Below are 24,306 nucleotides of genomic sequence, written 5' to 3'. Positions count from 1 at the left end.
CTGGAGCGGGTGAGCAGCAAGAACTCCCCCAGCATCCCGTCCCGCAATCCCGTCGGCGGCCACGTCCCGGTGGCCGGCGGCCTCGCCTCCGCAGGGCTTTCGTACGCCCGTGAGCTCGGTGCCGAGGCCGTCCAGGTCTTCGTGGCCAACCCGCGCGGCTGGGCCACCGGGCCCGGCAATCCGCAGCAGGACGAGGAGTTCCGCGCGGCCTGCGCCGCCGAGCGGATTCCCGCGTACGTCCACGCGCCCTACCTCATCAACTTCGGCTCGCACACCGAGGCGACCGTCGACAAGTCCGTGGAGTCCCTGCGCCACTCGCTGCGCCGGGGCCGCGAGATCGGTGCGCTCGGCGTCGTCGTGCACACCGGCTCCGCGACCGGCGGCCGGGACCGCGCCGTCGCCCTCGCGCAGGTGCGCGACCGGATGCTGCCGCTCCTGGACGAGCTGACGCACGACGACGACCCCTTCCTCCTCCTGGAGTCGACCGCGGGCCAGGGTTTCTCGCTCTGCTCACGCACCTGGGACTTCGGCCCGTACTTCGACGCGCTGGACGCCCATCCGAAGCTGGGCATCTGCCTGGACACCTGCCACATCTTCGCGGCGGGCCATGATCTGACCGGGCCGAGCGGCATGAAGCAGACCCTCGACCTGCTGGTCGACACCGTCGGCGAAGGCCGTCTGAAGCTGGTGCACGCCAACGACTCCAAGGACGTGGTCGGCGCCCACAAGGACCGTCACGAGAACATCGGCACCGGCCACATCGGCGAGGAACCCTTCCGCGAGCTGATGGCCCACCCCGCGACCGAGAACGTACCGCTGATCATCGAGACACCCGGCGGCAAGGAGGGGCACGCGGCGGACGTGGCGCGTCTGAAGGAGCTCAGGGGCAACTAAAGCCCCCTGGAGACTCCGGAGGCTCCGGAGACTCATTGAGGAATACCCCCTAGGGGTATACGGTTCTTGCCAGAGGGCAGGAACCGTCGTCCGACATTGGGGGCTTCTCATGCAGCACGGTCACGACACTCACGCCGAGCACGAGCACGAGCACCACGCTCACGAGGCGCACCACGGCATGGGCAAGGTCAGCTGGCGAATGGCCGCCCAGGCGACCCTGCACTGCCTCACCGGGTGCGCCATCGGCGAGATCCTCGGCATGGTGATCGGGACCGCCCTCGGCTGGGGCAACATGCGGACGATGATCCTCGCGATCATCCTGGCCTTCTTCTTCGGATACGCCCTGACCCTGCGCGGCATCCTCGCGGCGGGCGTCGATTTCAGGACAGCGTTCCGGGTCGCGCTCGCCGCGGACACCCTGTCCATCGCGGTGATGGAACTCATCGACAACGGCGTGATCGCGCTCTGGCCGGGAGCGATGGACGCCCACCTCTCGGACCCCATGTTCTGGTGGATCCTCGCCATCGCCCTGGCCGTGGCGTTCGTGGTCACCACCCCGGTCAACAAGTGGATGATCGGCCGCGGAAAGGGCCACGCCGTGGTGCACCAGTACCACCACTGACGGGAGCCAGGACCAGGGATCTAGAGCTCGGGGCCGTCCCCGGGCTCTTCCTGGTAGGAGTAGCGCTGCTCGGACCAGGGGTCGCCGACGTTGTGATAGCCGCGCTCCTCCCAGAAACCACGGCGGTCAGCCGTCATGTACTCGACACCTCGGACCCACTTGGGGCCCTTCCAGGCGTAGAGGTGCGGCACCACGAGGCGCAGCGGGAACCCATGCTCCGCGGTCAGCAGTTCTCCGCCTTTGTGGGTGGCGAAAATCGTGCGCTCGTCCATGAAGTCGGCCATCCGCAGATTCGAGCTGAAGCCGTACTCGGCCCAGACCATCACATGCGTGGCGTCGGGCGCGGGCGGCGCGATCTCGAGCAGCGCCCGCGCGGAAACACCGCCCCACTCGGCGCGGAGCATGCTGAACTTCGTGACGCAGTGCAGATCGCCGATCACGCTGGCGTACGGAAGGGCGGAGAACTCCTCGTGCGTCCAGCAGTGCTTGTCCCCGTCGGCGGTGGCCCCGAAGACCCTGAACTCCCAGCGCTCCGGGCGGAACTTAGGCACCGGGCCGTAGTGCGTGACCGGCCAGCCCCGCTGCAGTCGCTGCCCCGGCGGGAGCTCCGGCTCCACTGCTTCCCGAGATGCGCGATCCGCCGGCTGACCCATGTCTCCATCCTGACAGACCGGGGGCGGTGGGCATGACCATGAGGCTCTCGGCGGACGCCTGTCGGACGTTGATTGGGGCAACTCCTACTAAGCGTGCACTTACTGGACGGTCTCTCGCGCCGGTGCAAGGATGCGCGGAACCTGCCCAGTTACCACGTGGAAGGAGCCTCTGCGATGCAGGGCGACCCCGAGGTCATCGAATTTCTCAACGAGCAGCTGACCGCCGAGCTCACGGCGATCAACCAGTACTTTCTCCACGCCAAGATGCAGGAGAACTTCGGCTGGCCGAAGCTCGCGAAGTACACCCGGTCCGAGTCGATCGACGAGATGAAGCACGCGGAGATCCTGACCGACCGGATTCTCTTCCTCGACGGCCTGCCCAATTACCAGCGGCTCTTCCACGTACGCGTGGGTCAGACCGTGACGGAGATGTTCCAGGCGGACCGGCAGATCGAGGCGGAGGCGATCGACCGCCTCAGGCGCGGCATCGAGGTGATGCGCGGCAAGGGAGACATCACTTCCGCGAACATCTTCGAGTCGATCCTCGAGGACGAGGAGCATCACATCGACTATCTCGACACTCAGCTCGAACTGGTCGAGAAGCTGGGCGAGCCGCTCTACATCTCGCAGCTCATCGAGCAGCCGGAGAGCTGACAGCGGACTAGGCGGCCTCGTTCAAGCCGGTGTCCATGCTGGTCTCCATGCCGGTGTCCATGCTGGTGAGTACGGGCTCACCCTGGTTGGCCAGCTCCCTGCGGGGGCACGTACCCCGACCCAGGAGCGCCTGAATACTCCGTACACACGAACCGCAGTCGGTGCCCGCCTTGCTGGCGGACGCTATCTGGCGGGGCGTGCAGGCACCGTCGGCCGCGTGCTGCTTCACCTGCGCCTCGGTGACCCCGAAACAGTTGCAGACGTACACGCGGTTCACCTCCCGGGCAGGATTTATCGGCGGCGCCGTCCCGATTAATCGGTGAGGCTAACCTAACCTTACCCACGACCCCGGGTCCACAAAAGCCCCGGATACGCCGGTGGGGCACGGATCACATGGATCCGTGCCCCACCGCCGCGTCTCGCGGCAATATCTACTGGTCGCGGTACATCTCCGCCACCAGGAACGCCAGGTCCAGGGACTGGCTGCGGTTCAGGCGCGGGTCGCAGGCCGTCTCGTAGCGCTGGTGCAGGTCGTCGACGAAGATCTCGTCGCCGCCGCCCACGCACTCGGTGACGTCGTCACCGGTGAGCTCGACGTGGATGCCGCCCGGGTGCGTGCCCAGGCCCTTGTGGACCTCGAAGAAGCCCTTGACCTCGTCGAGCACGTCGTCGAAGCGGCGGGTCTTGTGGCCCGATGCCGCCTCGAAGGTGTTGCCGTGCATCGGGTCGGTGACCCAGGCGACGGTCGCGCCGGACGCGGTGACCTTCTCGACCAGCTCGGGGAGCTTGTCCCTGACCTTGTCGGCGCCCATGCGGACGATGAAGGTGAGGCGGCCGGGCTCGCGGTCCGGGTCGAGGCGCTCGATGTACTGCAGCGCCTCCTCCGAGGTCGTCGTCGGGCCGAGCTTGATGCCGATCGGGTTACGCACCTTGGAGGCGAACTCGATGTGCGCGCCGTCCAGTTGACGGGTGCGCTCACCGATCCAGACCATGTGACCCGAGGTGTCGTAGAGCCGGCCTGTGCGCGAGTCCACGCGCGTGAGGGCCGACTCGTAGTCGAGGAGCAGCGCCTCGTGCGAGGCGAAGAACTCGACGGTCTTGAACTCCTCCGGGTCCGTCCCGCAGGCACGCATGAAGTTGAGCGCGTTGTCGATCTCGCGCGCCAGCTGTTCGTAGCGCTGGCCCGAGGGGGACGACTTCACGAAGTCCTGGTTCCAGGCATGCACCTGGCGCAGGTCGGCGTAACCGCCGGTCGTGAAGGCGCGCACCAGGTTGAGCGTCGACGCGGAGGCGTTGTACATCCGCTTCAGGCGCTCGGGGTCCGGGATGCGGGACTTCTCGTCGAAGTCGAAGCCGTTGACCGAGTCGCCGCGGTACGTCGGCAGGGTGACGCCGTCGCGGGTCTCGGTGCCCTTGGAGCGCGGCTTCGAGTACTGCCCGGCGATGCGCCCGACCTTCACGACGGGCACGGAGGCCGCGTACGTGAGGACGGCGCCCATCTGGAGCAGCGTCTTCAGTTTGTTTCGGATGTGGTCGGCCGACACGGCGTCGAAAGCCTCGGCGCAGTCGCCGCCCTGAAGCAGGAACGCCTCTCCCTTGGCGACGGAGGCCAGTCGGGCGCGCAGCTGGTCGCACTCGCCCGCGAAGACGAGCGGCGGATACGACTCGAGCTCCGCGATCACATCGCGCAGAGCCTCGGCATCGGGGTACTCAGGCTGCTGCGCCGCGGGAAGGTCTCGCCAGGTGTTGCCACCGGTTGGGGTGCTCTTAGCGTTCACGGTCACCTCCACAACATTACGGGGTGATGTCCGCTGTCCAGTCACCCGCTCACCAAGTGAGACGGACCCGACACAGCCGGGCATGGGCCCGGCGATGCGCTAGGGTGCCGGACATGCACACGCAGACGAACCGAAACTGGTGGTGGCCCGCTCATCCGGCGGCCCACTGACTCTGCGCGTACCCACAGACTCGCGAAGGCCGCCCGAGGGGCGGCCTTCAGTGTTTTGCGGACCTGTGCGGGTCCGGGGCCGTTCCTCTCCGAGTGAGAAGGAACCCCACCGATGCATTCCCAGCCGCACCTGCTCGACCTCGTCGACGACGACCGCCCCTTCGCCGTGCTCCGCCGCCGCACGCCCGGCCACGACCACGACACGGTCGAGGTCATGGTCGGCGCCGTCGGCACGTACGACCGGCTCGCCGACATTCCCGACGACGGCCTCGCCCTGATCCCCTTCCGGCAGATCAGGGAGCGCGGATTCGACGTACGCGACGACGGCACGCCGCTCGCGGTCCTGACGCCCGAGGAGACGTACGAACTCCCGCTCTCCGAGGCCCTGGCGACGCTGCCCACGCATGACGTGCGCGTCGAGGGCGGGGCCTTCGACGTCGACGACGCCGCGTACGGGGAGATCGTCGGGCGGGTCCTGCGCGAGGAGATCGGGCGGGGCGAGGGCGCGAACTTCGTCATCCGGCGTACGTACGAGGGTGAGATCCCCGGCTTCGGCAGGGCGGACGCCCTCGCGCTCTTCCGCAGGCTGCTCGTGGGCGAGCGGGGTGCCTACTGGACGTACGTCGTGCACACCGGGGACCGGACCCTGGTCGGGGCGAGCCCCGAGGTGCATGTGCGGATGTCCGGCGGGACGGTCGTCATGAACCCGATCAGCGGGACGTACCGCTACCCGGCCGAGGGCCCCACGGCGGACGATCTGCTCGGTTTCCTCGCCGACGGCAAGGAGACCGAGGAGCTGTCGATGGTCGTCGACGAGGAGCTCAAGATGATGTGCACCGTCGGCGACATGGGCGGTGTCGTCGTCGGTCCTCGGCTGAAGGAGATGGCCCACCTCGCGCACACCGAGTACGAGTTGCGGGGCAAGTCGTCGCTCGACGTGCGCGAGGTCCTCAAGGAGACGATGTTCGCGGCGACCGTCACCGGCTCGCCCGTGCAGAACGCCTGCCGCGTCATCGAGCGGCACGAAGCGGGCGGGCGCGGCTACTACGCGGGCGCCCTCGCCCTCATCGGCCGCGACGCGGGCGGCGCGCAGACCCTCGACTCCCCCATCCTGATCCGCACCGCCGACATCTCCGCGGACGGAAAGCTGCGGGTCCCGGTCGGCGCGACGCTGGTGCGCGGCTCCGACCCGGCGGGCGAGGTGGCCGAGACGCACGCGAAGGCGGCGGGCGTGCTTGCCGCGTTGGGCGTGCGCCCCGGGCGGCCCCGCGACGAGCGCGTACGCCCCGCGCTTACCGACGACCCGCGCGTGCGGGCCGCGCTCGACGGGCGGCGGGCGGGGCTCGCGCCGTTCTGGCTGCGCATGCAGGAACTGACGGCGGAGCTGTCCGGGCACGCCCTGGTGATCGACGGCGAGGACACGTTCACGGCGATGCTGGCGCATCTCCTTCGCTCATCGGGCCTCACGGTCTCCGTACGCCGCTACGACGAGCCGGGGCTCCGGGAGGCGGCGCTCGCCCACGAGGGCCCGCTGATCCTCGGCCCCGGGCCCGGCAATCCATCGGACCCCACCGACCCGAAGATGACCTTCCTGCGCTCCCTGGCCGCCGAGGCCGTCCGCGATCACCGCCACGGCGTCCTCGGTGTCTGCCTCGGCCATGAGCTCCTGGCCGCCGAGCTCGGCCTGGAGATCGTCCGCAAGGAGGTCCCCTACCAGGGTGCCCAGACACGGATCGACCTGTTCGGACGGCCGGAGACGGTCGGCTTCTACAACAGCTTCGTGGCGCACTGCGACGAGGAGACGTCTCAGGAGCTGGCGGCGCACGGCATCGAGGTCAGCAGGGAGCCGGCCACGGGAGAGGTGCACGCGCTGCGGGGCCCCGGGTTCGCGGGGGTCCAGTTCCACCCGGAGTCGGTGCTCTCACTGCGCGGGACGGCGATCGTGCGGGAGCTGCTCTCGGGGGTGCTTGTCCACTAGCGCCGGTCTAAGCCGTGAGGGGCGCCGGGACCAGGACGTTCTCGCTGCGGCGGCCCTCCCGGTAGTCCAGGACGTTCTGCACCGTGGTGTCGATGATCTGCCCGACGGCGTCCGCGGTGTAGTACGCCTGGTGCGAGGTGACCACGACGTTCGGGAACGTCACCAGGCGGGCCAGAGTGTCGTCCTCGACGACCTCAAGGGACTTGTCGAGGAAGAAGAGCCCCGCCTCCGCCTCGTACACGTCGAGCCCGACGCCCGCGAAACGTCCCGCCCGCAGCTCGGAGACCAGGGCGTCGGTGTCGATCAGGCCGCCGCGGCTCGAGTTCACCAGGATCGCGTCGTCCTTCATCATCCGCAGCGCGTCGGCGCCGAGGATGTGCTGCGTGGAGGGGAGCAGCGGGACGTGCAGGCTGATCAGGTCGGCGTCGGCGAAGAGCTGCTCCTTCGCTACGTACTCCATGCCGAGCTCGACGCACGCCGGGTTCTGGGCGACGTCCCAGCCGAGCAGCCGCATGCCGAAGCCGTGGGCGATCCGCGTGAACGCCTCGCCGATCTTCCCGGTGCCGAGCACGCCGACCGTGCGTCCCCGCAGGTCCCTGCCCATCAGGCCGTCGAGCCTGAAGTCGAAGTCGCGGGTGCGGTTGCTCGCACGGACGATGCGGCGGTTGACGGCCATCGCCAGGGTCCAGGCGAACTCGGCGACGGAGTACGGCGAGTAGTACGAGACGCGGGCGATGGTGAAGCCGAGGCGTTCGGCGACCTGGAGATCGATGTTGTTGAACCCGGTCGAACGCTGGGCGATCATCTGCGTCCCGCCCGCCGCGAGGGTCTGCAGGACGCGGCTGCCCAGGTCGGCGTTGACGCTGGTGGAGACGATCTCGTGGCCTGCGGCGATGGGGGCGGTGTCCTCGGTGAGGAAGACGTCCAGGCAGCGGATGTCGTGGTGCGCGGCGAAGGCCTTCTCGATCAGCGGCCGCTCGTCGGCTTGCACGCCGAAGGCGAGAATCTCCATGCGGGGAGTCTATGTAACGCCTGGTGGGACGGCACCCGGAGACCGAAGCCTCCGGGCGCCGTCCCCCTCAGCGGAAGACCAGCCGAAGATCAGCCGAAGAAGACCCCCACCTCGGAGTACAGCGCCGGGTCCACAGTCTTCAGCTTCGACGTGGCGTCAGCGATCGGCACCCGCACGATGTCCGTGCCCTGCAGCGCGACCATCTTCCCGAAGTCGCCGTCCCGCACGGCCTCGATCGCGTGCAGGCCGAAGCGCGTGGCGAGCCACCGGTCGAAGGCGCTGGGCGTCCCGCCGCGCTGGACGTGCCCAAGGACGGTCGTCCGGGCTTCCTTCCCCGTCCGCCCCTCGATCTCCTTGGCCAGCCACTCCCCCACGCCCGAGAGCCGCACATGCCCGAAGGAGTCCTGCGTCCCGTCCTTGAGGACCATCTCGCCGTCCTTGGGCATGGCCCCTTCCGCGACGACCACGATCGGCGCGTACGACGCCTTGAACCGCGAGGTCACCCAGGCACACACCTGGTCGACGTCGAAGCGCTGCTCGGGGATGAGGATGACGTTGGCGCCCCCGGCGAGCCCGGAGTGCAGCGCGATCCACCCGGCGTGCCGCCCCATGACCTCGACCACGAGGACCCGCATGTGCGACTCGGCGGTCGTGTGCAGCCGGTCGATCGCCTCGGTGGCGATCCCCACCGCGGTGTCGAAGCCGAAGGTGTAGTCCGTGGCGGACAGGTCGTTGTCGATGGTCTTCGGTACGCCGACGACATTGATGCCGTACTCGTCGGTGAGCCGCGCGGCGACGCCGAGGGTGTCCTCACCGCCGATCGCGATGAGGGACTCGACCTCCTCCTTGGCGAGGTTCTCCTTGATCCGGCGGACGCCGTTCTCCACCTTGAGCGGATTGGTGCGCGAGGAGCCGAGGATGGTGCCGCCGCGGGGCAGGATGCCCCGCACGGCCGGAATGTCGAGCTGGACGGTGTCGCCCTCCAGTGGACCGCGCCAGCCGTCCCGGAAGCCGACGAAGTCATAGCCGTACTCCTGCACGCCCTTGCGGACGACGCCCCGGATGACGGCGTTGAGCCCGGGGCAGTCGCCGCCTCCGGTCAGTACTCCGACCCGCATGGAAAAGTCCCTTCCCTCGGTGACCTGTATGCGGGTCACGCTAATGGTGATCCAGGTCACTCAGGGACGGTGCGGATGGTCAATTCCTGGCCGGAACAAGGGAGTTGATCACCCGAGTTCACTCATATGAGGGTCACGCGTCGTCGAGGCCTCGCTCTATCGCGTACCGCACGAGCTCCACGCGGTTGTGCAACTGGAGCTTGCCCAGGGTGTTCTGCACGTGGTTCTGCACGGTGCGGTGCGAGATGACCAGGCGCTCGGCGATCTGCTTGTAGCTCAGTCCCTTGGCGACGAGCCTGAGCACCTCGGTCTCGCGGTCGGTCAGCTGCGGGGCCTTCGGCTCGTCCGGCGTTCCGGGCGTCGGATCGGACGCGAGGCGGCGGTACTCGCCGAGGACCAGGCCCGCGAGGCCCGGGGTGAAGACCGTGTCGCCGACGGCGGTGCGGCGCACCGCGTCGGTCAGCTCGGCGGTGGAGGCCGACTTCAGGAGGTAGCCGGTGGCGCCGGACTTGACGGCCTCCAGGACGTCGGCGTGCTCGCCGCTCGCCGAGAGGACGAGTACGCGCAGGGCGGGGTTGGCGCCGACGAGTTCCTTGCAGACCTGGACGCCCGGCTTCAGGGGCAGGTTCAGATCGAGTACGAGGACGTCGGGCGCGACGGCCTGTGCGCGGCGCACGGCCTGCTCGCCGTCGCCCGCCGTGGCGACCACGTCGAAGCCGGCCTCCGCGAGGTCGCGGGCGACGGCGTCCCGCCACATGGGGTGGTCGTCGACGACCATGACCCTGACGGTGCCCTCCTGCTGTTGCTGTGCGCTCATCGTTCCTTTCCTGCCTTCCCCCGTGTGCTTGCTGTGTTCGGCGAGTCCCGCGGGACCCTCAGTTCCACTTCCGTGCCCTGGCCCGGCACCGAGATCAGCTCGGCCGTGCCGCCGATGTCCCGCAGGCGCCCCCGGATCGACAGGGCGACACCGAGCCGCCCCTCCCCCTCGGCCTCGGCGAGACGGCCGTCGGGGATGCCGGGGCCGTCGTCCCGCACCGTCACGATCACGCAGTCCGGCTCGTCCTCGACGAGGATCCAGGCACCGGCGTCCGGGCCCGCGTGCCGGTGCACGTTGTCCAGGGCGGCGCCCACCGCGGCGGCCAGCTCCCGCGCGGCCTGCGGCGCCAGGCCGACCGGAGCGCCCGGCTCCGAGACGGTCACCTTCGCGCCCGCGTACGGGAAGAGGAGCGAGCGCAGATCGCAGGGCTCGCCGTCATCGGCGGCCGCGTGGTCGTCGGGCTCCTCCACCGCACGGACGACGGCTCCGAGCGAGGCGTCCTCCGACTCGTGCGAGGTCCGCACCAGGCCGCCCGCCACCAGCGTGCGCAGCGCGACCTCCTGTTCCCCCGCCATCCTGCCGAGCTCCGCCGCCTCGCCGCCGAGCGCGCTGCCGCGCCGCTGCACCATCGCGAGGACCTGGAGCACGCTGTCGTGGATGTCGCGGGCGAGGCGCTCGCGCTCGCGGGTCGCGGCCTCGATCTCCAGGGCGCGGGCGAGGGTGCGCTCGGAGGCGCGGGCCACCTCGACGACGTATCCGATGGCGATGGACGCGATGCAGACGAGCAGGACGTTGTGGAGCGTGTCCTGGGTGGGCCTGCCGCGCTGCGCGATGTTGGCGACGCCGACGAGTGCCGATGCCAGGGCCGCCCACCGCCAGCCGCCCTTGATCGCGAACGCGAGCACCGCGCCCGCCGTCCAGATCGAGGGCAGCGTCGGGCCGTCGTGGACGATCCGCTGGTGCGAGTCGGCGACCGGCGTGAGCAGGATGCCGACAAGGGCGATGGTCAGGTCGGTGATCAGGAACCGCTTGGTGCAGCTCGCCGCGTTCGCGACCTTCGGCAGGGTGCCGATGGTCCACCCGGCCAGCACCGCGTAGAACGCGATGGCCACCCAGGGCCGGTCGAACTTCTCGTACGCGGCGACGAACAGGCCGATCGCGTACAGCATCGTCAGTACGCGGTAGCCGGTCAGCGCACGCCACAGCGGCTGTTCGACCGACATCCTCATGACGCGGACGCGCTTGGTCATGTCCCCCACCCCTTGGGGTCGCCCTGCGGCTCCCCCTGGCACTCGACTCCCCCTTGCAGCGACGCGCTTACGCGCCGGACCGTTCCTTCTCGGCCGCCGCCGCTGCCTTCTCCGCCTTCTTCTCCGCTTCCTTCTCGGCCTTCGCCGCGTCCGAGGCGCGGCGCTTGGCCGCCGTCGCGTACTCGTCGACGTACTCCTGGCCGGACAGCTTCATGATCTCGTACATGACCTCGTCGGTCACCGCCCGCAGGATGAACCGGTCGTGATCCATGCCGTGGTAGCGGCTGAAGTCGAGCGGCTTGCCGATCTTGATGCCGGGCCGCATCAGCTTCGGCATCACCTTGCCCGGCGGCTGGATCTTCTCGGTGTCGATCATCGCCACGGGGAGCACGGGCGCCCCGGTGGAGAGGGCCACACGCGCGAGGCCTCCGGGCTTGCCACGGTAGAGCCTCCCGTCGGGCGAACGCGTGCCTTCCGGGTAGATGCCGAAGAGCTCACCGCGCTCCAGGACCTCGATGCCGCTCTTGATGGCCGCCTCGCCCGCGCCGCGGCCGCCCGAGCGGTCCACGGGCAGCTGGCCCACGCCCTTGAAGAAGGCCGCCGTGAGCTTGCCCTTCACGCCCGGAGACGTGAAGTACTCCGCCTTCGCGATGAAGGTGACCTTGCGGTCCAGGACCGCGGGCAGGAAGAAGGAGTCCGAGAAGGAGAGATGGTTGCTCGCCAGGATGGCCGGTCCCTCGGCGGGTACGTTCTCAAGGCCCTCCACCCAGGGCCTGAAGCCGAGCTTCAGTGGCCCTCCGATGGCGACCTTCATTGCGCCGTAGATCAAACCGAGTGCCTCCTGTTATGTGTGGATCAGACCTTAACCCGCGGTAAGCCCAAAGGGCCCGACGGCCCTGGTCGGTGTCAGTCCGGTCGCGTACGGTGAAGTACTCCTCGAATCCACGCAGTACATCTCACGAAGGAGACCGAAGTGCCGGTCCTCCCCGGAGCCGAGCCGTACCGCCACGAGGGCGGCGAGGTCGGCGTCCTCCTCTGTCACGGCTTCACCGGATCCCCGCAGTCCCTGCGCCCCTGGGCCGAGTACCTCGCGGACCGTGGCCTGACCGTCTCGCTCCCGCTCCTTCCCGGGCACGGCACGCGCTGGGAGGACATGCAGATCACCGGCTGGCAGGACTGGTACGCCGAGGTGGAGCGCGAGCTGCGTGGGCTCCTGGAGCGGTGCACCGACGTCTTCGTCTTCGGCCTCTCCATGGGCGGCGCGCTCACGCTGCGGCTCGCGGCCAAGCACGGCGACGAGGTGCGGGGCATCGTCCTGGTGAACCCGGCGAACAAGGTGCACGGCCTGGCCGCGCACGCGCTGCCGCTCGCCCGGCATCTGGTGCCCTCGACGAAGGGCATCGCGAGCGATATCGCCCTGGAGGGCTCGGTGGAGATCGGCTACGACCGGGTTCCGCTGCACGCGGCGCACTCGATGCGCCGGTTCTTCCAACGCCTGGACCGTGAACTGCCGCAGGTGACACAGCCGTTGCTCCTGCTGCACAGCCCGCAGGACCATGTGGTGCCGCCGGTCGACTCGGCCAGGATCCTCAGCCGGGTGTCGTCCACGGACGTCACCGAGACCCTCCTGGAACAGAGCTACCACGTCGCGACGTTGGACCATGATGCGGACCGGATCTTCGAGGAGAGCTACGCGTTCATCGGCCGGCTCGCCCCCAGTGTCGGTAAGGAAGGGACGGCCACCGGTGGCTGAGCAGGACCGAATCGAACCCGACGGCGACGAGAGCCGCGAGCCCGAGAAGCGGGATGAGCCCTCCCAGGGGCTGCCGCTCGACGAGGACGCGGCCTGGCAGGCGATCGTCGCGGGGTACGGCCAGGAGCCGGCGGACCCGCCCGGCGCCAAACCGTTCAAGTCCGTCGAGGACCTGGCACTGCTCGAACCGGAGACGAACGAGACTCCGGGGTCGGGCTCCGAGAAGACCAAGAACCCCACTGCCCCCGACGACCCCGACGACTCCGGGTCCAAGAAGACGCTGGGCGGCTCCGTCTCCTTCGCCCCCGGCGTGGGCGGCGGCCCGCGTGACCACACGGCGCCCGAGCCGTCCGACGACGACCTGGGCGCGGACGACGAGGGTCACTTCGTCCCGCCGGAGCCTCCGCCGCTGCCCGCCGCGGACGTCACCGCCAAGTTCGCCTGGCTCGCCGTGCTGGGCGGCCCGCTGCTGCTTCTGCTCGCGGTGCTGCTCGGCTGGCAGATGACGTGGTGGCTGACGACGCTCAGCATCGGCGGCTTCCTCGGCGGCTTCGGCACGCTGGTGGCGCGGATGAAGGGCGACGACGAAGAGGACGAGGATCCAGGCCGCGGCGCGGTGGTCTGAGGGACCTACAGGCTCTTGGCCGCGGGAATCCTGAGGGCGGCGAGCACCGGCAGGTGGTCGGTGGCCGCCCGCAGATCCGCCTCGCTCACCCCGTCGAGCTCCAACGGGACGCCACAGCCGAGGACTTCGACCCCCGAGGTGGCGAAGATCGCGTCGATGCGCTGATGCGGGTCGCACGGCGTCGAGGTGTTCTCGCCGCCCCAGGGCGCGGTGGCCCAGCAGTCCCGAAGCTCCGATGCGAGCCTGCGGAACGTACGGCCCTTGGGCCGGTCGTTGAGGTCACCGCCCGCGACGGCGTGCTCCACGCCCATCCCGGCGACCCGGTCGAGCAGCATCCCGCCCTGTGCGTACCGCTCGTCGCTCTGCAGGCTCAGATGGCAGCTCAGGACGCCGAGCCGCGCGCCGCCGAACCGCACGACGGCGGTCGCGAAGCCGCGCCGGTGCAGTCCTGGCGTCAGCGGGAGCAGCACGTCCTCGGTCCGCTCGACGGTGGCCCGCAGCGAGCAGAGCAGCGCGGGCCCGGACGCGGTGGCCCCGCCCGAGAGCAGCACCAGATCGGCGGCGCGGGCGAGGCGCGCCAGCTTCTTGCGCCACCGGAAGAAGCGAGGCGCTTCCTGGAGGAGTACGAGGTCGGGCTCGCAGGCGGCGACGACCCGGGCGAGCGCGTCGGTGTCGTCCCGCATGGACCGGATGTTGTAGCTGAGTACCCGGACCACGGCTGAACCGTCGTCCTCGGTCCTGGAGTTGGGAAGCGTCACCATGGAGATCAAGATACGCGGTGCGAGGGTGCCGCCACGACGAGGCCCGCCGCCCCCGGAGGGGACAGCGGGCCTCGGTCGGAATCAGCGAAAGAACAGCGAGAAAACAGCGGGAAGTCAGCGGCGACTAACCCTGGCGTGCCAGGTCGGCGGCGCCCACCATCCCCGCCTTGTTGCCGAGCTGCGCCGCGAGCACCTGCGCGTGCGGACGCCACTGTCCGCCGATGAGCCAGCGCCTGAACGACTTGCGGATCGGGTCGAGCACCAGCTCGCCCTCGTCGGAGAGGCCGCCGCCCACGATGAACGCGGAGGGGTCGAAGAGCGAGGCCAGGTCGGCCAGGCCAGCGCCGACCCAGCGGGCCAGCTCGCGGTACGAGTCGACGGCGACGGGGTCGCCCTGCCGGGCCGCCTCGCTGATGTGCTTGCCCTCAATGCCTTCGACCGTGCCGTCGCCCAGACCGAGCAGGATCTCGGCTGACTCCGGCGTCGCGTTGGCGCGCTGCTGTCCGTACCTCAGAAGGGCACGGCCGGATGCGTACTGCTCCCAGCAGCCCTGGCTGCCGCAGCCGCACAGCAGCCCGTCGGGCACCACACGGATGTGCCCGAACTCGGCGGCCACGCCGAAGCGCCCGCGCCGCAGCTTGTTGCCGATGATGATGCCGCCGCCGAGACCCGTGCCGAGGGTGATGACGATGACGTCCTCGTGGCCCTGGCCCGCGCCGAAGCGGTACTCGCCCCAGGCTGCGGCGTTCGCGTCGTTCTCCACGACGACCGGCATGCCGACCCGCTGCTCGACCTTGTCCTTCAGCGGCTCGTGGCGCCAGTCGATGTTCGGTGCGAAGAGAACGGTGGCGCGCTTGTCGTCGACATAACCGGCGGCACCGATGCCGACGGCCTCCACGTCGTTCCCTTTGCCGGCGCCGGAGACGGCGGCACAGATCGCGTCCACGATGCCTTCGGCGGTCGGCGGAGTGGGCACCGTGTGGGTGTCGAGAATGGTGCCCTCTTCGTCGACCACTCCGGCCGCGATCTTCGTGCCGCCGATATCGACGCCGATGGTGAGTCCCATGTGTCCCTCAGTTTCGGTCGAGCCCCGCTACGGCCAACCGTACCCGAGGGGGGCTCAGTCCAAGTCGATGTGTTCGGCGGGACCGGGACCCTCGTCCCGCGGGTCAGGGCCCTTCGCCGCGTCGCTCCCGCGGGTCCAGCGGCCCTCCTGGCCCTCGACCGCGGAGCGGTAGGCGGCGAGCAGTTCGCCACCGGCCGCGGCGAGGTGGTCGAAGACGTCGGGGTTGCGCTCGATGACGGGCTCGACGGCGGCCTTCGCCTGCTGGACGACCTGCTTCACGGTCTGCTCGACGGCACCCTGCGCGACCGCGCCGAGCAACGGCGACTGGAGCCCCGACAGCTTCTCCGAGACGGCGTCGACGAGTTTGCGCAGCTCCTCGGCGGCCGATCCGGGCGGCGGCCCGTACTGGGCACGGCGCCGGGCCTTCTCCGCCGCGAGGTCCTCGGCGCAGGCCTTCTCCCACGCGTCGGCGTCGGGGGCGGCCGCTTCGGGTTCGGGCACTTCGCGCTCGGTGGCATCGCTCATGACGGAAGACTCCTGCGGAGGGCGGTCCAAGGTTTCGTACTCTCGACGTTACCCGAACGGCGGTTGCGCGTTCACCGTGTCTGCGGCCACAGATCGGGGTCGGGCGCGAACCGCACCCGCAGCTCGCCCTCGCGCAGCCCGGCGCCCTCGACGGTGCAGCGGCGCAGGGCGGAGGGCAGCGTGACGATGCGCCGGAACGGGCCCGCGGTGACGACCAGTTCGTCGCCGCGCCGGACAAGGCCGAGCTCTTCGCGTACGACTCCGGGGAGCGGGATGTTCCAGATCAGTACGCCGTCCTCGGCGAGGGCGTCGACGACGGGCCACTTCACGGGGGCCGGGGCGGCGGCGGGGGCGGGCACGCCGAGACCGGCCAGGTCGTCGTTGCCGCGCGGATCGCGTCCCAGGTGCTTCAGGGGACTCAGGCTCTCGCCGTACGTCTCTTCCCACTCGGCCAGCGTCTTGCGCTGCTGGGCGACGAGCCCGGAGAGCCAGGTGTCGGCGGTGTCGTCGGGCAGGACGCGGTTGGCGGTCAGGGCGTCGGTGCGCAGGCCCTGGAGGGCGAGGCCGGTGGCGGCGGCGCGCACGGCGTCGGCGCCCGCGGGGCCCGGCTCGGCGACCAGGCGGACCGTCGTGCCCGGATCTTCGATCACGGCCTGCGCGGCGGCGAGTTCGGTGTCCCAGCGGGCCGCGGTCTCGTACAGCCAGTCGGCGGGCATCGGGACGCCCGCGAGGCGGCCGAGCATGGGGCGCAGGGCGCGGGCCGCCTGTCGCTCGGGCGGCAGGAGCCTGCGGAGGTAGCGGCGCAGCTGCTCGGGGAGCGCGAGGACCGCGAGGGCGCGGTTCACCGGGGGCAGATCCACCACGACGGTGTCGTACGCGTCCTGCCCGGCGTCGCGCAGGGCGCGCAGCAGGGCCAGCTCGTCGCTGCCGGGCAGCGGGGTGAGCTCCTCGCCGTCGAGGCGTCCGGCGCCGAGCAGGTCGAGCGCGGAGGCCGCGCGCTTCTGCAGGGCCATGAGGTCGTCGCGGAACTCGTCGCCGGGGGTCAGCCTGCGGACGGTGAGGTTCGCGTGTTCCACGCCGATGGCCTCGACGCGGTCGGCCGAGATCAGCAGGGCGCGGTGCCCCTCGCGGGCGGCGGACAGCGCGGTGGCCGCGGCGACAGTGGTTCGGCCGGAGCCGCCGGGGCCGGTGACGAGGAGGGTGCGCATAAGAGTGAACGGTACGGGAGCCGGCGGGGGCGCCTTTGGCCGCGGGCCTGTTGCTCGGCTGACTTTTACCGCCGCTTCGCGGCGGATGTCTCCCGCCCACCCACCCGATTACCCAGGGTCTTCAGGCCTGACCGCCCGACTCCACCCGCTTCTTCAAGCCCGCGAGCGCCCGGTCGATGATGACCTTCTCCGCCTTGCGCTTGATCATCCCGAGCATGGGGATCTTGACGTCGACGATCAGCTTGTACGTGACCTCCGTGCCGGTCCCCGAAGGCTTCAGGAGGTACGACCCGTCGAGCGAGCGCAGCATCTGCGACTTGACGAGGGTCCAGCTGACCTCGTTCTCGCCGGTCCACGTGTACCCGAGCGTCTGGTCGTCCTTGATCGCGCCCGCGTCCATGACGAGGCGGACCTGCTTGGCGCGGCCCTGGTCGTCGGTGTCGAGCACCTCCGCCTCCTTCACCTCGCCCGTCCAGTCCGGGTAGCGCGCGAAGTCGGCGATCACCGCCATCACCTCGGCCGGTGCCGCCTCGATCGTGATGCTCGAGCTGGTGTGTTCCGCCATCGCTGTGGCTCCTCCAGATGCGGTCCGGTACGGGGGGCTTGGTGTGTGTACGTGTGTGACGCGTGAAGGCTACCGCGCATGGGGTGGCCCGCTGTCACCACTCCAGGGCCCACGGCCTGCCCGAGCTCGCGAAGTGCCCCACGTTCACACACTCCGTCGCCCCGATCCTCATACGCGGGGTCAGCGGCTGGTGGACGTGGCCGAAAAGTGCGTATCGCGGGCGGGTCTTGTGAATGGCTGCGAGAAGCGCACGGCTACCCCTCTCGAAGCGGCGCGCCACGGTGTCGTACACGAGCTCGGGGACGTCCGGCGGGATGTGCGTGCAGAGCACGTCGACCTCGCCGACGGCCTCGATCTTGGCCGCGTACTCCTCGTCGCTGATCTCGTAGGGCGTCCGCATGGGAGTACGAAGACCGCCGCCGACGAACCCGAAGACCCGGCCGCCGATCTCGGCCCGGCCGCCGTCGAGGACGGTGGTGCCCGGGCCCGCGTACTCGGGCCAGAGGGTCGGCATGTCGACATTGCCGTACGTCGCGTACGTCGGTGTGGGGAAGGCGGCGAACAGCTCGGCGTACTGCTTGCGCACCGCTCTCTCGATGGCGGGCTTGCGGTCTATCCCCGCCCACAGCCCGGCGCCGAAGTCCCTGGCCTCGTCGAACCGCCGTGCGGTGCGCAGCTCGACGAGGCGGTCGGCGTTCTCCTTGCCGAAGAGGTCGGGGAAGATACCGCGCGAGTGGTCCGCGTAGTCGAGAAACAGGACCAGATCACCGAGACAGACGAGCGCGTCGGCCCCCTCGCCCGCGCGGGCGAGATCCTTTGTATTGCCGTGCACGTCACTGACCACGTTGACCCGGAAACCTGACATGCCGATCACCCTAGAACGAGCGGGCAAACGTGGGTAGAGGCATCGAGAAGGGGGCGGACCTGCGGTTACTTACGAGTCGGGAATGGCGTGGCGTACTGTGCGGTTCAGACCACAACGTCGTGTGACGCACCGAACATCTGGCCCGGACCCCCTATCGAACAAGCCATACCCATGGGTAACGTCCGGGCAGTCCAGTAGTGCTCCAGCCGCCTTTCCCCCCAATTTCCACGGAGCACCTGCCCGATCTTGGACCGCACCGTCGCATCGCACAACGTCGTGGCGCCGGCGCCCTATGTAGGAGCAGCAGTCTTGCGCGAGTTCAGCCTTCCGGCCCTGTACGAGGTCCCTGCGGACGGCAACCTGACCGACATCGTCCGCAGAAATGCCGCGCAGCACCCGGATGTCGCCGTCATCGGCCGCAAGGTGAACGGCAGCTGGCAGGACGTCAATGCCAAGACCTTCCTCGTCGAGGTGCGCGCGGCAGCGAAGGGGCTCATCGCCTCCGGTGTGCGCCCCGGTGACCGCGTGGCCCTGATGTCCCGCACCCGTTACGAGTGGACGCTCCTGGACTTCGCGATCTGGAGCGCGGGCGCGGTCACCGTGCCGGTGTACGAGACCAGCTCGGCCGAGCAGATCCAGTGGATCCTGGGCGATTCCGGTGCCGTCGGCATCGTCGTCGAGCTCGACGTGCACACCGCCGCCGTCGACTCCGTGCGCGACCGGCTTCCCGACCTGGTCAACATCTGGCAGATCGACCGCGGCGGCGTCGCCGAGCTGAACCGCGCGGGCGCCGACATCCCGGAGGAGACCGTCGACGAGCGCAGCGCGGTCGCGGGCGCCGACGACCCGGCCACCATCGTCTACACCTCGGGCACCACGGGCCGCCCCAAGGGCTGTGTCCTCACGCACCGCAGCTTCTTCGCCGAGTGCGGCAACGTGGTCGAGCGCCTCAAGCCCCTCTTCCGCACCGGCGAGTGCTCGGTGCTCCTCTTCCTTCCCGTCGCGCACGTCTTCGGACGCCTGGTCGAGGTCGCCGCGCTGATGGCGCCGATCAAGCTGGGCCACGCGCCCGACGTCAAGAACCTCACGGACGAGCTCGCGTCGTTCAGGCCGACCATGATCCTGGGCGTTCCGCGCGTCTTCGAGAAGGTCTACAACTCGGCGCGCGCCAAGGCGCAGGCCGACGGCAAGGGCAAGATCTTCGACAAGGCCGCGGACACGGCGATCGCGTACAGCCGCGCGCTCGACACCCCGAGCGGCCCTTCGCTCGGCCTGAAGATCAAGTACAAGACGTTCGACAAGCTGGTCTACAGCAAGCTGCGGGCCGTGCTCGGCGGGCGCGGCGAGTACGCGATCTCGGGCGGCGCACCGCTCGGCGAGCGCCTGGGCCACTTCTTCCGCGGCATCGGCTTCACGGTCCTCGAGGGCTACGGCCTCACCGAGTCGTGCGCGGCCACCGCCTTCAACCCCTGGGACCGCCAGAAGATCGGCACGGTCGGCCAGCCGCTGCCGGGCTCTGTCGTCAGGATCGCCGACGACGGCGAGGTCCTGCTGCACGGCGAGCACCTGTTCAAGGAGTACTGGAACAACGAGGGCGCGACCGAAGAGGCGCTCGCCGACGGCTGGTTCCACACGGGCGACATAGGCACGCTCGACGAGGACGGCTACCTCCGGATCACCGGCCGCAAGAAGGAGATCATCGTGACGGCGGGCGGCAAGAATGTCGCTCCCGCGGTGATCGAGGACCGTATCCGCGCGCACGCACTCGTCGCGGAGTGCATGGTCGTGGGCGACGGCCGCCCGTTCGTGGGCGCGCTCGTCACGGTCGACGACGAGTTCGTGGGCCGCTGGGCCTTGGACCACGGGAAGCCGGCGGACTCCACCGCGGCGTCGCTGCGGGACGACGCGGACTTCCTCGCGGAGATCCAGAGCGCGGTGGACGACGGCAACGCGGCGGTCTCCAAGGCGGAGTCCGTGCGCAAGTTCCGTGTCCTCGCTCTGCAGTTCACGGAGGAGTCGGGACATCTGACTCCGTCGTTGAAGCTGAAGAGGAATGTTGTCGCCAAGGACTACGCCGACGAGATCGAGGCGATTTACCGCGGGTAGCGGTGGCGGGGCGCCCACTCGCCGTGGGGGGCCTTGTCTCTTCGCGGCTCACGGTCTCTTGTGGTTGCTCGCGCAGTTCCCCGCGCCCCTTACGGGGCGTGGGGAACTGCGCGGCCAGCCCGGGACGGCGGTCAGTCGCGCAACAACCTCCAGCGGCACCCCACTAGGCGCTACAGCAACTCCCGAAGCTTCTCCGCCAGCAGGTCCCAGCGCCACTTCTCCTCGACCCACTCCCGCCCCCGCTCCCCCATGCGCTGACGCAACTCCGCGTCGCCGAGCAGCGTGATGATCCGGTCGGCGGCGGCCTCCGGGGAGCCGCCCCGGACAACCCACCCCGTCTCACCGTCGAGCACCGCGTCAGGCGCCCCGCCGGAGTCCCCGGCGACGACCGGAAGGCCGGTCGCGGAGGCCTCCAGGTAGACGATGCCGAGCCCCTCGACGTCAAGGCCCCCGCGCCGGGTGCGGCACGGCATCGCGAAGACGTCACCCGCGCCGTAGTGCGCGGGAAGTTCCTCCCACGGCACCGCCCCCGTGAACCGCACGGAGTCCGAGACCCCCGTCTCGGCGGCGAGCTTGCGCAGGTCCTTCTCGTAGGGGCCACCCCCGACGATCAGGAGCACCGCCTCAGGCTCCCGAGCCAGAATCCTCGGCATGGCGAGGATCAACGTGTCCTGCCCCTTGCGCGGCACAAGGCGCGAGACGCACACCACGACCGGCCGGTCCGTCAGGCCGAGGCGGGCCCGCACGGCGTCCCCGCCCGACCCGGGGTGGAACGTCTTCTCGTCGACGCCCGGCGGCAGTTGGACCATCCGCCCAGCCGCCGCGGGCGACACCGCGGCGGCGATGCGCGAGCGGGTGTACTCACCCAGATAGGTGATCGTGTCCGTCGACTCGCCGATACGGCCGAGCAGTTGCCGTGCGGCCGGCAGCTGCGCCCATCCCGCCTCGTGCCCGTGCGTCGTGGCGACAAGACGCCTGGCGCCCGCCTTCCGCAGTGCGGGCGCCATGAGCCCGAGGGGCGCCGCCGCCCCGAACCACACCGACTCGCAGCCGTGTTCCCGCAGGAGCGAGACCGCGCGCCGTGTGGCGCCCGGGGTCGGGAGCAGCATCGTCGTGGGGTCGCGTACGACCTTGAAGGGTTGCTCCGCGTCGAAGGCGGCCGTCGCGTCGGCACCCTCGCGCCCCCGCTTCCACGTGGAGGCGTAGACGACGAGCTGTTCGGGGTCCAGGCGCAGCGCCATGTTGTGCAGGAACGCCTGGATGCCACCGGGCCTGGGCGGGAAGTCGTTCGTGACGATCAGGGTCTTGTGCATCGTCGCCCGACAGTACCGAAAGCCCGCCGGAGCGCCGAACGGCCTCGCCTCCCGGACGGCCCCGCCTCATGGCCCATTCACAGCCGCGCCCGGCATCATGGCTCACCGAACCACAATGAAGTATCCGAAAAGGGGCGTGGTGCGCGTGGTGCGGATCCTGACCGTCTGGGTCCTGACCAGGACCGTGCTGCTGCTCTGCGTCTTCAAGGTGCTCACCGCCCCGGGTCCGGACGTGACCAGCGACGTCTCCGTCATCTACCAGGGCTGGTACGAGGTCCTGCGCACCGGCACCTTCCCCCTCGACGACGTCACCTGGCAGTACCCGCCCGCCGCCGCCCTCGCGATCCTCTCCCCCGCCCTGCTGCCCTTCCTCGGCTACACGTCGGCCTTCTTCGTGCTCGCCTTCCTCGCCGACACGCTGGCCTGCGGGCTGCTCCTGTACGCGGGCCGACGGCCCGGCAAGTCCCTGAAGGGAGCCTGGGTGTGGGTCGTGGGCCTGGCGCTGCTCGGGCCGACCGTGTACGCCCGCTACGACGTGATGGTGACGGCCGTCGCGGTCGCCGCGCTGCTCGCCGGGGCGCGGCACCCCCGCACGATGGGGGCGCTCGCCGGGTTCGGCGCGCTGCTCAAGGGGTGGCCCGCCCTGCTGCTCATCGGCACGCCACGCGCGCGTGCCACCCGGAGTTCGTGGGGCGCGGCCCTCGCCACCGCCCTCGGCCTGACCCTCGCCTTCCTCGTGACCATGCCCGGCGCGCTCGCCTTTCTGACCTTCCAGCGCGACCGCGGCACCGAGATCGAGTCGCTCGGCGCGCTCGTCTTCCATGTCGCGCGCCATCTCGGCTGGCAGGGCGACGTACAGCTCAACTACGGCTCGGTGGAGTTCCTCGGCCCGTATGTCGCGCTGGTCAGCACGGTGGCGCAGGGTCTTTCCGCGGCGGCCTTCTGCTGGCTGCTCGTGTGGCGGCTTCGCGCGCGGGTCCGGTCGGCGAGCACGGTCGCTGACGCGGCCTTCGTCGCCGTGCTGCTGTTCACGGCGACGAGCCGGGTGATCAGCCCGCAGTACCTACTGTGGCTGGTCGGGGTCGCCGCCGTGTGCCTGGCGTTTCGCGCGAGCCGCATGGTGGTGCCCGTGCGTCTGGTGCTCGCGGCCACGTTCGTCACGTTCCTGGAGTTCCCCCTCTGGTTCTCGCACGTGGTGGCGAGCGACCCGCTGGGCATCGCCCTGCTCTTCACCCGCAACGGTCTGCTCGTCGCGGCGGCGCTGCTCGGCTGCCGGAACCTCTGGCGGCAGACGGTGTCCGAACCCCGGGCCCGCGAACGCGAGTCGGCGCCCGAAGAGGTCAGCCGAGCTCCGCACGCAGATACGTACGCCACCGCGCCGTGAACTCCTGCTCACTGGTGTCCAGGACGTCCTTCAGCGCATCTTCCACCGCACCGGGCCTCTTCTTGTGCTCACCGACCGCTTCGTAGAAGCCCGTCAGCTTCGCCTCGCCCCACTGGTCCGCGATCATCCGGCAGGCCAGCCACGCCCCTTCGTACGCCTCGGCCAGCTTCCCCGCCTCCCCGCTGAAGCCGAACGCCTCGTCATCGGGGAGAGCGCCGGGCAGTTGGTCCCGCTGGACGGCTCGGCGCAGTTCGGGGGCGGCCTGTACGGCGGTGCGGCCCGTACCGCGGTAGCCCACCCAGTCGGCGAAGCCTTCGGAGAGCCACAGCGGGGTCGCCGGTGAGGTGCGCGCGCGGGTCGCGACGTGGGCCGTCTCGTGGGTCAGGACGACCTGCTTGCCGAAGTCGCCGAGCAGGCCGTACGCCTCGGGGTTGACGATGATCCGATCCGCGGGCGCCGCCCCGGATCCGCCCGCCTCCCCCGTGGTCACCGCCGCGATCCCCTTGTAGCCGGAAGCAGGCGCCCCCAGCAGCCCGGCCATGCCTTCAAGGGACTTGGGCACCAGGACGACGACCCGCTCCGGCCACTTCCCCGGCCAGGCGTCCTTCACCAGGGGAACCGCGCGGTCGGCGAGGTCCGCGTACCCATGCAGCGTCTCCTCGTCCCGCTCGCTGCGCCCGATGCCGAGCACAAGGCTGTGAGCGCCCCGTACGGACGTGACGGGACCCTGGTCCCAGAGTTGCTGCGTGGCCTTCTTCGCGGGGCGCTCAGCGGCGACGTACCACCGTCCGTCGCGCTCCTGGAGCGTGAGCACGCGCGAGGTGGTGAGCGGCTCGCTGTCGTAGCCCTTGATCCGGTACCGGAGGTCCGCGGTCGCCGTGGCCCGCGTGCCGTTGCGGTCGAAGGCGGTCAGGCGGTACTGCCAGGACGTCAGCGGCACCTCGCGGAGGTTGTCGTAGACGTCGGCGGCCTCGGCGTCGCGGCCCGTCGCGCGGTACGCCTTCGCGTCCCGGTCGAGCACCGCGTCCGCGCGCCGGTCGAGCAGCCTGCGCACGTCCGCGGGCGCGGCATCGGGCGCCGAAGGACCGCCGCACCCGACGAGCAGGGCGACACAGATCCCCAGCACCCACGAGCCACGCCCTCGACCAGCCACGTTTCAGATCGTACGGGCAGCGGGCCGCGGGGTGCC

At 70.2% G+C, this 24,306-nt stretch carries 24 protein-coding genes; 8 read left to right on the top strand and 16 right to left on the bottom strand.

All coding sequences use genetic code 11. From position 1 onward, the window contains the following. The first annotated feature begins 9 nt into the window (after positions 1–9). Both ACFQ7F_RS15155 and ACFQ7F_RS15150 read left to right on the top strand, forming a co-directional pair. Positions 10–894: a deoxyribonuclease IV gene (locus ACFQ7F_RS15155; RefSeq protein ID WP_383270484.1), complete on the top strand. Its 885-nt coding sequence runs from the start codon at positions 10–12 to the stop codon at positions 892–894. Between the two features lie 109 nt (positions 895–1,003). Then, positions 1,004–1,516: a DUF4396 domain-containing protein gene (locus ACFQ7F_RS15150; RefSeq protein ID WP_383270482.1), complete on the top strand. Its 513-nt coding sequence runs from the start codon at positions 1,004–1,006 to the stop codon at positions 1,514–1,516. 20 nt (positions 1,517–1,536) lie between these two features. On the opposite strand, the gene ACFQ7F_RS15145 is transcribed toward ACFQ7F_RS15150, so the two are convergent. Then, a complete protein-coding gene (locus ACFQ7F_RS15145; RefSeq protein WP_383270480.1) occupies positions 1,537–2,169 on the bottom strand; it encodes a sulfite oxidase-like oxidoreductase in 633 nt (210 codons plus the stop codon). Between the two features lie 174 nt (positions 2,170–2,343). Between ACFQ7F_RS15145 and bfr the strand changes: the two genes are divergently transcribed. Continuing rightward, a complete protein-coding gene (bfr, locus tag ACFQ7F_RS15140; protein WP_190081362.1) occupies positions 2,344–2,823 on the top strand; it encodes a bacterioferritin in 480 nt (159 codons plus the stop codon). Positions 2,824–2,830: 7 nt separating this feature from the next. On the opposite strand, the gene ACFQ7F_RS15135 is transcribed toward bfr, so the two are convergent. Together ACFQ7F_RS15135 and ACFQ7F_RS15130 are read right to left on the bottom strand one after the other, a co-directional pair. Beyond that, positions 2,831–3,100, bottom strand: coding sequence for a bacterioferritin-associated ferredoxin (locus ACFQ7F_RS15135; RefSeq protein WP_383270478.1), 270 nt, complete (start codon positions 3,098–3,100; stop codon positions 2,831–2,833). A gap of 154 nt (positions 3,101–3,254) precedes the next feature. Beyond that, positions 3,255–4,607 (bottom strand): class II 3-deoxy-7-phosphoheptulonate synthase, encoded by a 1,353-nt coding sequence (locus ACFQ7F_RS15130; RefSeq protein ID WP_383270477.1) that lies wholly within the window; start codon positions 4,605–4,607, stop codon positions 3,255–3,257. A gap of 276 nt (positions 4,608–4,883) precedes the next feature. Between ACFQ7F_RS15130 and ACFQ7F_RS15125 the strand changes: the two genes are divergently transcribed. Continuing rightward, complete coding sequence (locus ACFQ7F_RS15125) at positions 4,884–6,749, top strand: anthranilate synthase family protein (RefSeq protein WP_383270475.1); 1,866 nt, start codon at positions 4,884–4,886, stop codon at positions 6,747–6,749. 7 nt (positions 6,750–6,756) lie between these two features. Here the strand turns inward: ACFQ7F_RS15125 and ACFQ7F_RS15120 are convergent, their stop codons facing one another. From ACFQ7F_RS15120 to ACFQ7F_RS15100, 5 genes are all read right to left on the bottom strand, one after another. Further along, positions 6,757–7,761 (bottom strand): 2-hydroxyacid dehydrogenase, encoded by a 1,005-nt coding sequence (locus tag ACFQ7F_RS15120; RefSeq protein ID WP_383270473.1) that lies wholly within the window; start codon positions 7,759–7,761, stop codon positions 6,757–6,759. An 89-nt stretch (positions 7,762–7,850) separates the two neighbouring features. Next, the gene (locus ACFQ7F_RS15115) at positions 7,851–8,879 is read right to left on the bottom strand and encodes a 6-phosphofructokinase (RefSeq protein ID WP_383270507.1); all 1,029 of its coding nucleotides are present in this window, start codon (positions 8,877–8,879) and stop codon (positions 7,851–7,853) included. Positions 8,880–9,012: 133 nt separating this feature from the next. Beyond that, entirely contained in the window at positions 9,013–9,696 is a 684-nt protein-coding gene (locus ACFQ7F_RS15110) for a response regulator (RefSeq protein WP_383270472.1), read from the bottom strand. Then, on the bottom strand, positions 9,693–10,946 hold the full coding sequence (gene macS / locus ACFQ7F_RS15105) for a MacS family sensor histidine kinase (protein WP_383270471.1): 1,254 nt from the start codon (positions 10,944–10,946) through the stop codon (positions 9,693–9,695). The genes ACFQ7F_RS15110 and macS overlap by 4 nt, the downstream gene beginning before the upstream one ends. 67 nt (positions 10,947–11,013) lie before the next feature. Then, positions 11,014–11,760, bottom strand: a complete 747-nt coding sequence (locus ACFQ7F_RS15100; protein ID WP_383270506.1) for a lysophospholipid acyltransferase family protein — start codon at positions 11,758–11,760, stop codon at positions 11,014–11,016. Positions 11,761–11,919: 159 nt separating this feature from the next. Here ACFQ7F_RS15100 and ACFQ7F_RS15095 point away from each other — a divergent pair, with 159 nt between their 5' ends. Beyond that, the gene (locus tag ACFQ7F_RS15095) at positions 11,920–12,699 is read left to right on the top strand and encodes an alpha/beta hydrolase (RefSeq protein ID WP_383270469.1); all 780 of its coding nucleotides are present in this window, start codon (positions 11,920–11,922) and stop codon (positions 12,697–12,699) included. Continuing rightward, positions 12,611–13,324, top strand: a complete 714-nt coding sequence (locus tag ACFQ7F_RS15090; RefSeq protein WP_383270467.1) for a hypothetical protein — start codon at positions 12,611–12,613, stop codon at positions 13,322–13,324. The genes ACFQ7F_RS15095 and ACFQ7F_RS15090 overlap by 89 nt, the downstream gene beginning before the upstream one ends. A gap of 5 nt (positions 13,325–13,329) precedes the next feature. Here ACFQ7F_RS15090 and ACFQ7F_RS15085 read toward each other — a convergent pair whose 3' ends face one another. The 6 genes from ACFQ7F_RS15085 to ACFQ7F_RS15060 all read right to left on the bottom strand — a co-directional run bounded on the left by ACFQ7F_RS15085 (position 13,330) and on the right by ACFQ7F_RS15060 (position 18,314). Continuing rightward, complete coding sequence (locus tag ACFQ7F_RS15085; protein WP_383270465.1) at positions 13,330–14,085, bottom strand: endonuclease/exonuclease/phosphatase family protein; 756 nt, start codon at positions 14,083–14,085, stop codon at positions 13,330–13,332. 124 nt (positions 14,086–14,209) lie between these two features. Next, entirely contained in the window at positions 14,210–15,151 is a 942-nt protein-coding gene (locus ACFQ7F_RS15080; protein WP_383270463.1) for an ROK family glucokinase, read from the bottom strand. Between the two features lie 54 nt (positions 15,152–15,205). Then, complete coding sequence (locus ACFQ7F_RS15075) at positions 15,206–15,676, bottom strand: DUF5304 domain-containing protein (protein WP_383270461.1); 471 nt, start codon at positions 15,674–15,676, stop codon at positions 15,206–15,208. Between the two features lie 71 nt (positions 15,677–15,747). Further along, positions 15,748–16,884, bottom strand: a complete 1,137-nt coding sequence (locus tag ACFQ7F_RS15070; protein WP_383270460.1) for an ArsA family ATPase — start codon at positions 16,882–16,884, stop codon at positions 15,748–15,750. Between the two features lie 121 nt (positions 16,885–17,005). Then, complete coding sequence (locus ACFQ7F_RS15065; RefSeq protein ID WP_383270458.1) at positions 17,006–17,449, bottom strand: SRPBCC family protein; 444 nt, start codon at positions 17,447–17,449, stop codon at positions 17,006–17,008. Between the two features lie 94 nt (positions 17,450–17,543). Further along, a complete protein-coding gene (locus ACFQ7F_RS15060) occupies positions 17,544–18,314 on the bottom strand; it encodes a metallophosphoesterase (protein ID WP_383270456.1) in 771 nt (256 codons plus the stop codon). Between the two features lie 309 nt (positions 18,315–18,623). Between ACFQ7F_RS15060 and ACFQ7F_RS15055 the strand changes: the two genes are divergently transcribed. Further along, entirely contained in the window at positions 18,624–20,420 is a 1,797-nt protein-coding gene (locus tag ACFQ7F_RS15055; protein WP_383270454.1) for an AMP-dependent synthetase/ligase, read from the top strand. 170 nt (positions 20,421–20,590) lie between these two features. Here the strand turns inward: ACFQ7F_RS15055 and ACFQ7F_RS15050 are convergent, their stop codons facing one another. Then, positions 20,591–21,733: a glycosyltransferase family 4 protein gene (locus tag ACFQ7F_RS15050; RefSeq protein WP_383270452.1), complete on the bottom strand. Its 1,143-nt coding sequence runs from the start codon at positions 21,731–21,733 to the stop codon at positions 20,591–20,593. A gap of 115 nt (positions 21,734–21,848) precedes the next feature. Between ACFQ7F_RS15050 and ACFQ7F_RS15045 the strand changes: the two genes are divergently transcribed. Beyond that, complete coding sequence (locus tag ACFQ7F_RS15045) at positions 21,849–23,117, top strand: glycosyltransferase 87 family protein (protein ID WP_383270451.1); 1,269 nt, start codon at positions 21,849–21,851, stop codon at positions 23,115–23,117. On the opposite strand, the gene ACFQ7F_RS15040 is transcribed toward ACFQ7F_RS15045, so the two are convergent. Further along, the gene (locus tag ACFQ7F_RS15040; RefSeq protein ID WP_383270449.1) at positions 23,074–24,270 is read right to left on the bottom strand and encodes a hypothetical protein; all 1,197 of its coding nucleotides are present in this window, start codon (positions 24,268–24,270) and stop codon (positions 23,074–23,076) included. The two genes, ACFQ7F_RS15045 and ACFQ7F_RS15040, sit on opposite strands and share 44 nt — an antisense overlap. Positions 24,271–24,306 lie beyond the last annotated feature (36 nt).

Origin of the sequence: Streptomyces sp. NPDC056486 (genome assembly GCF_042795295.1) — a bacterium.
GTDB lineage: Bacteria > Actinomycetota > Actinomycetes > Streptomycetales > Streptomycetaceae > Streptomyces.
This window is presented reverse-complemented; position numbering and strand designations above follow the sequence as displayed.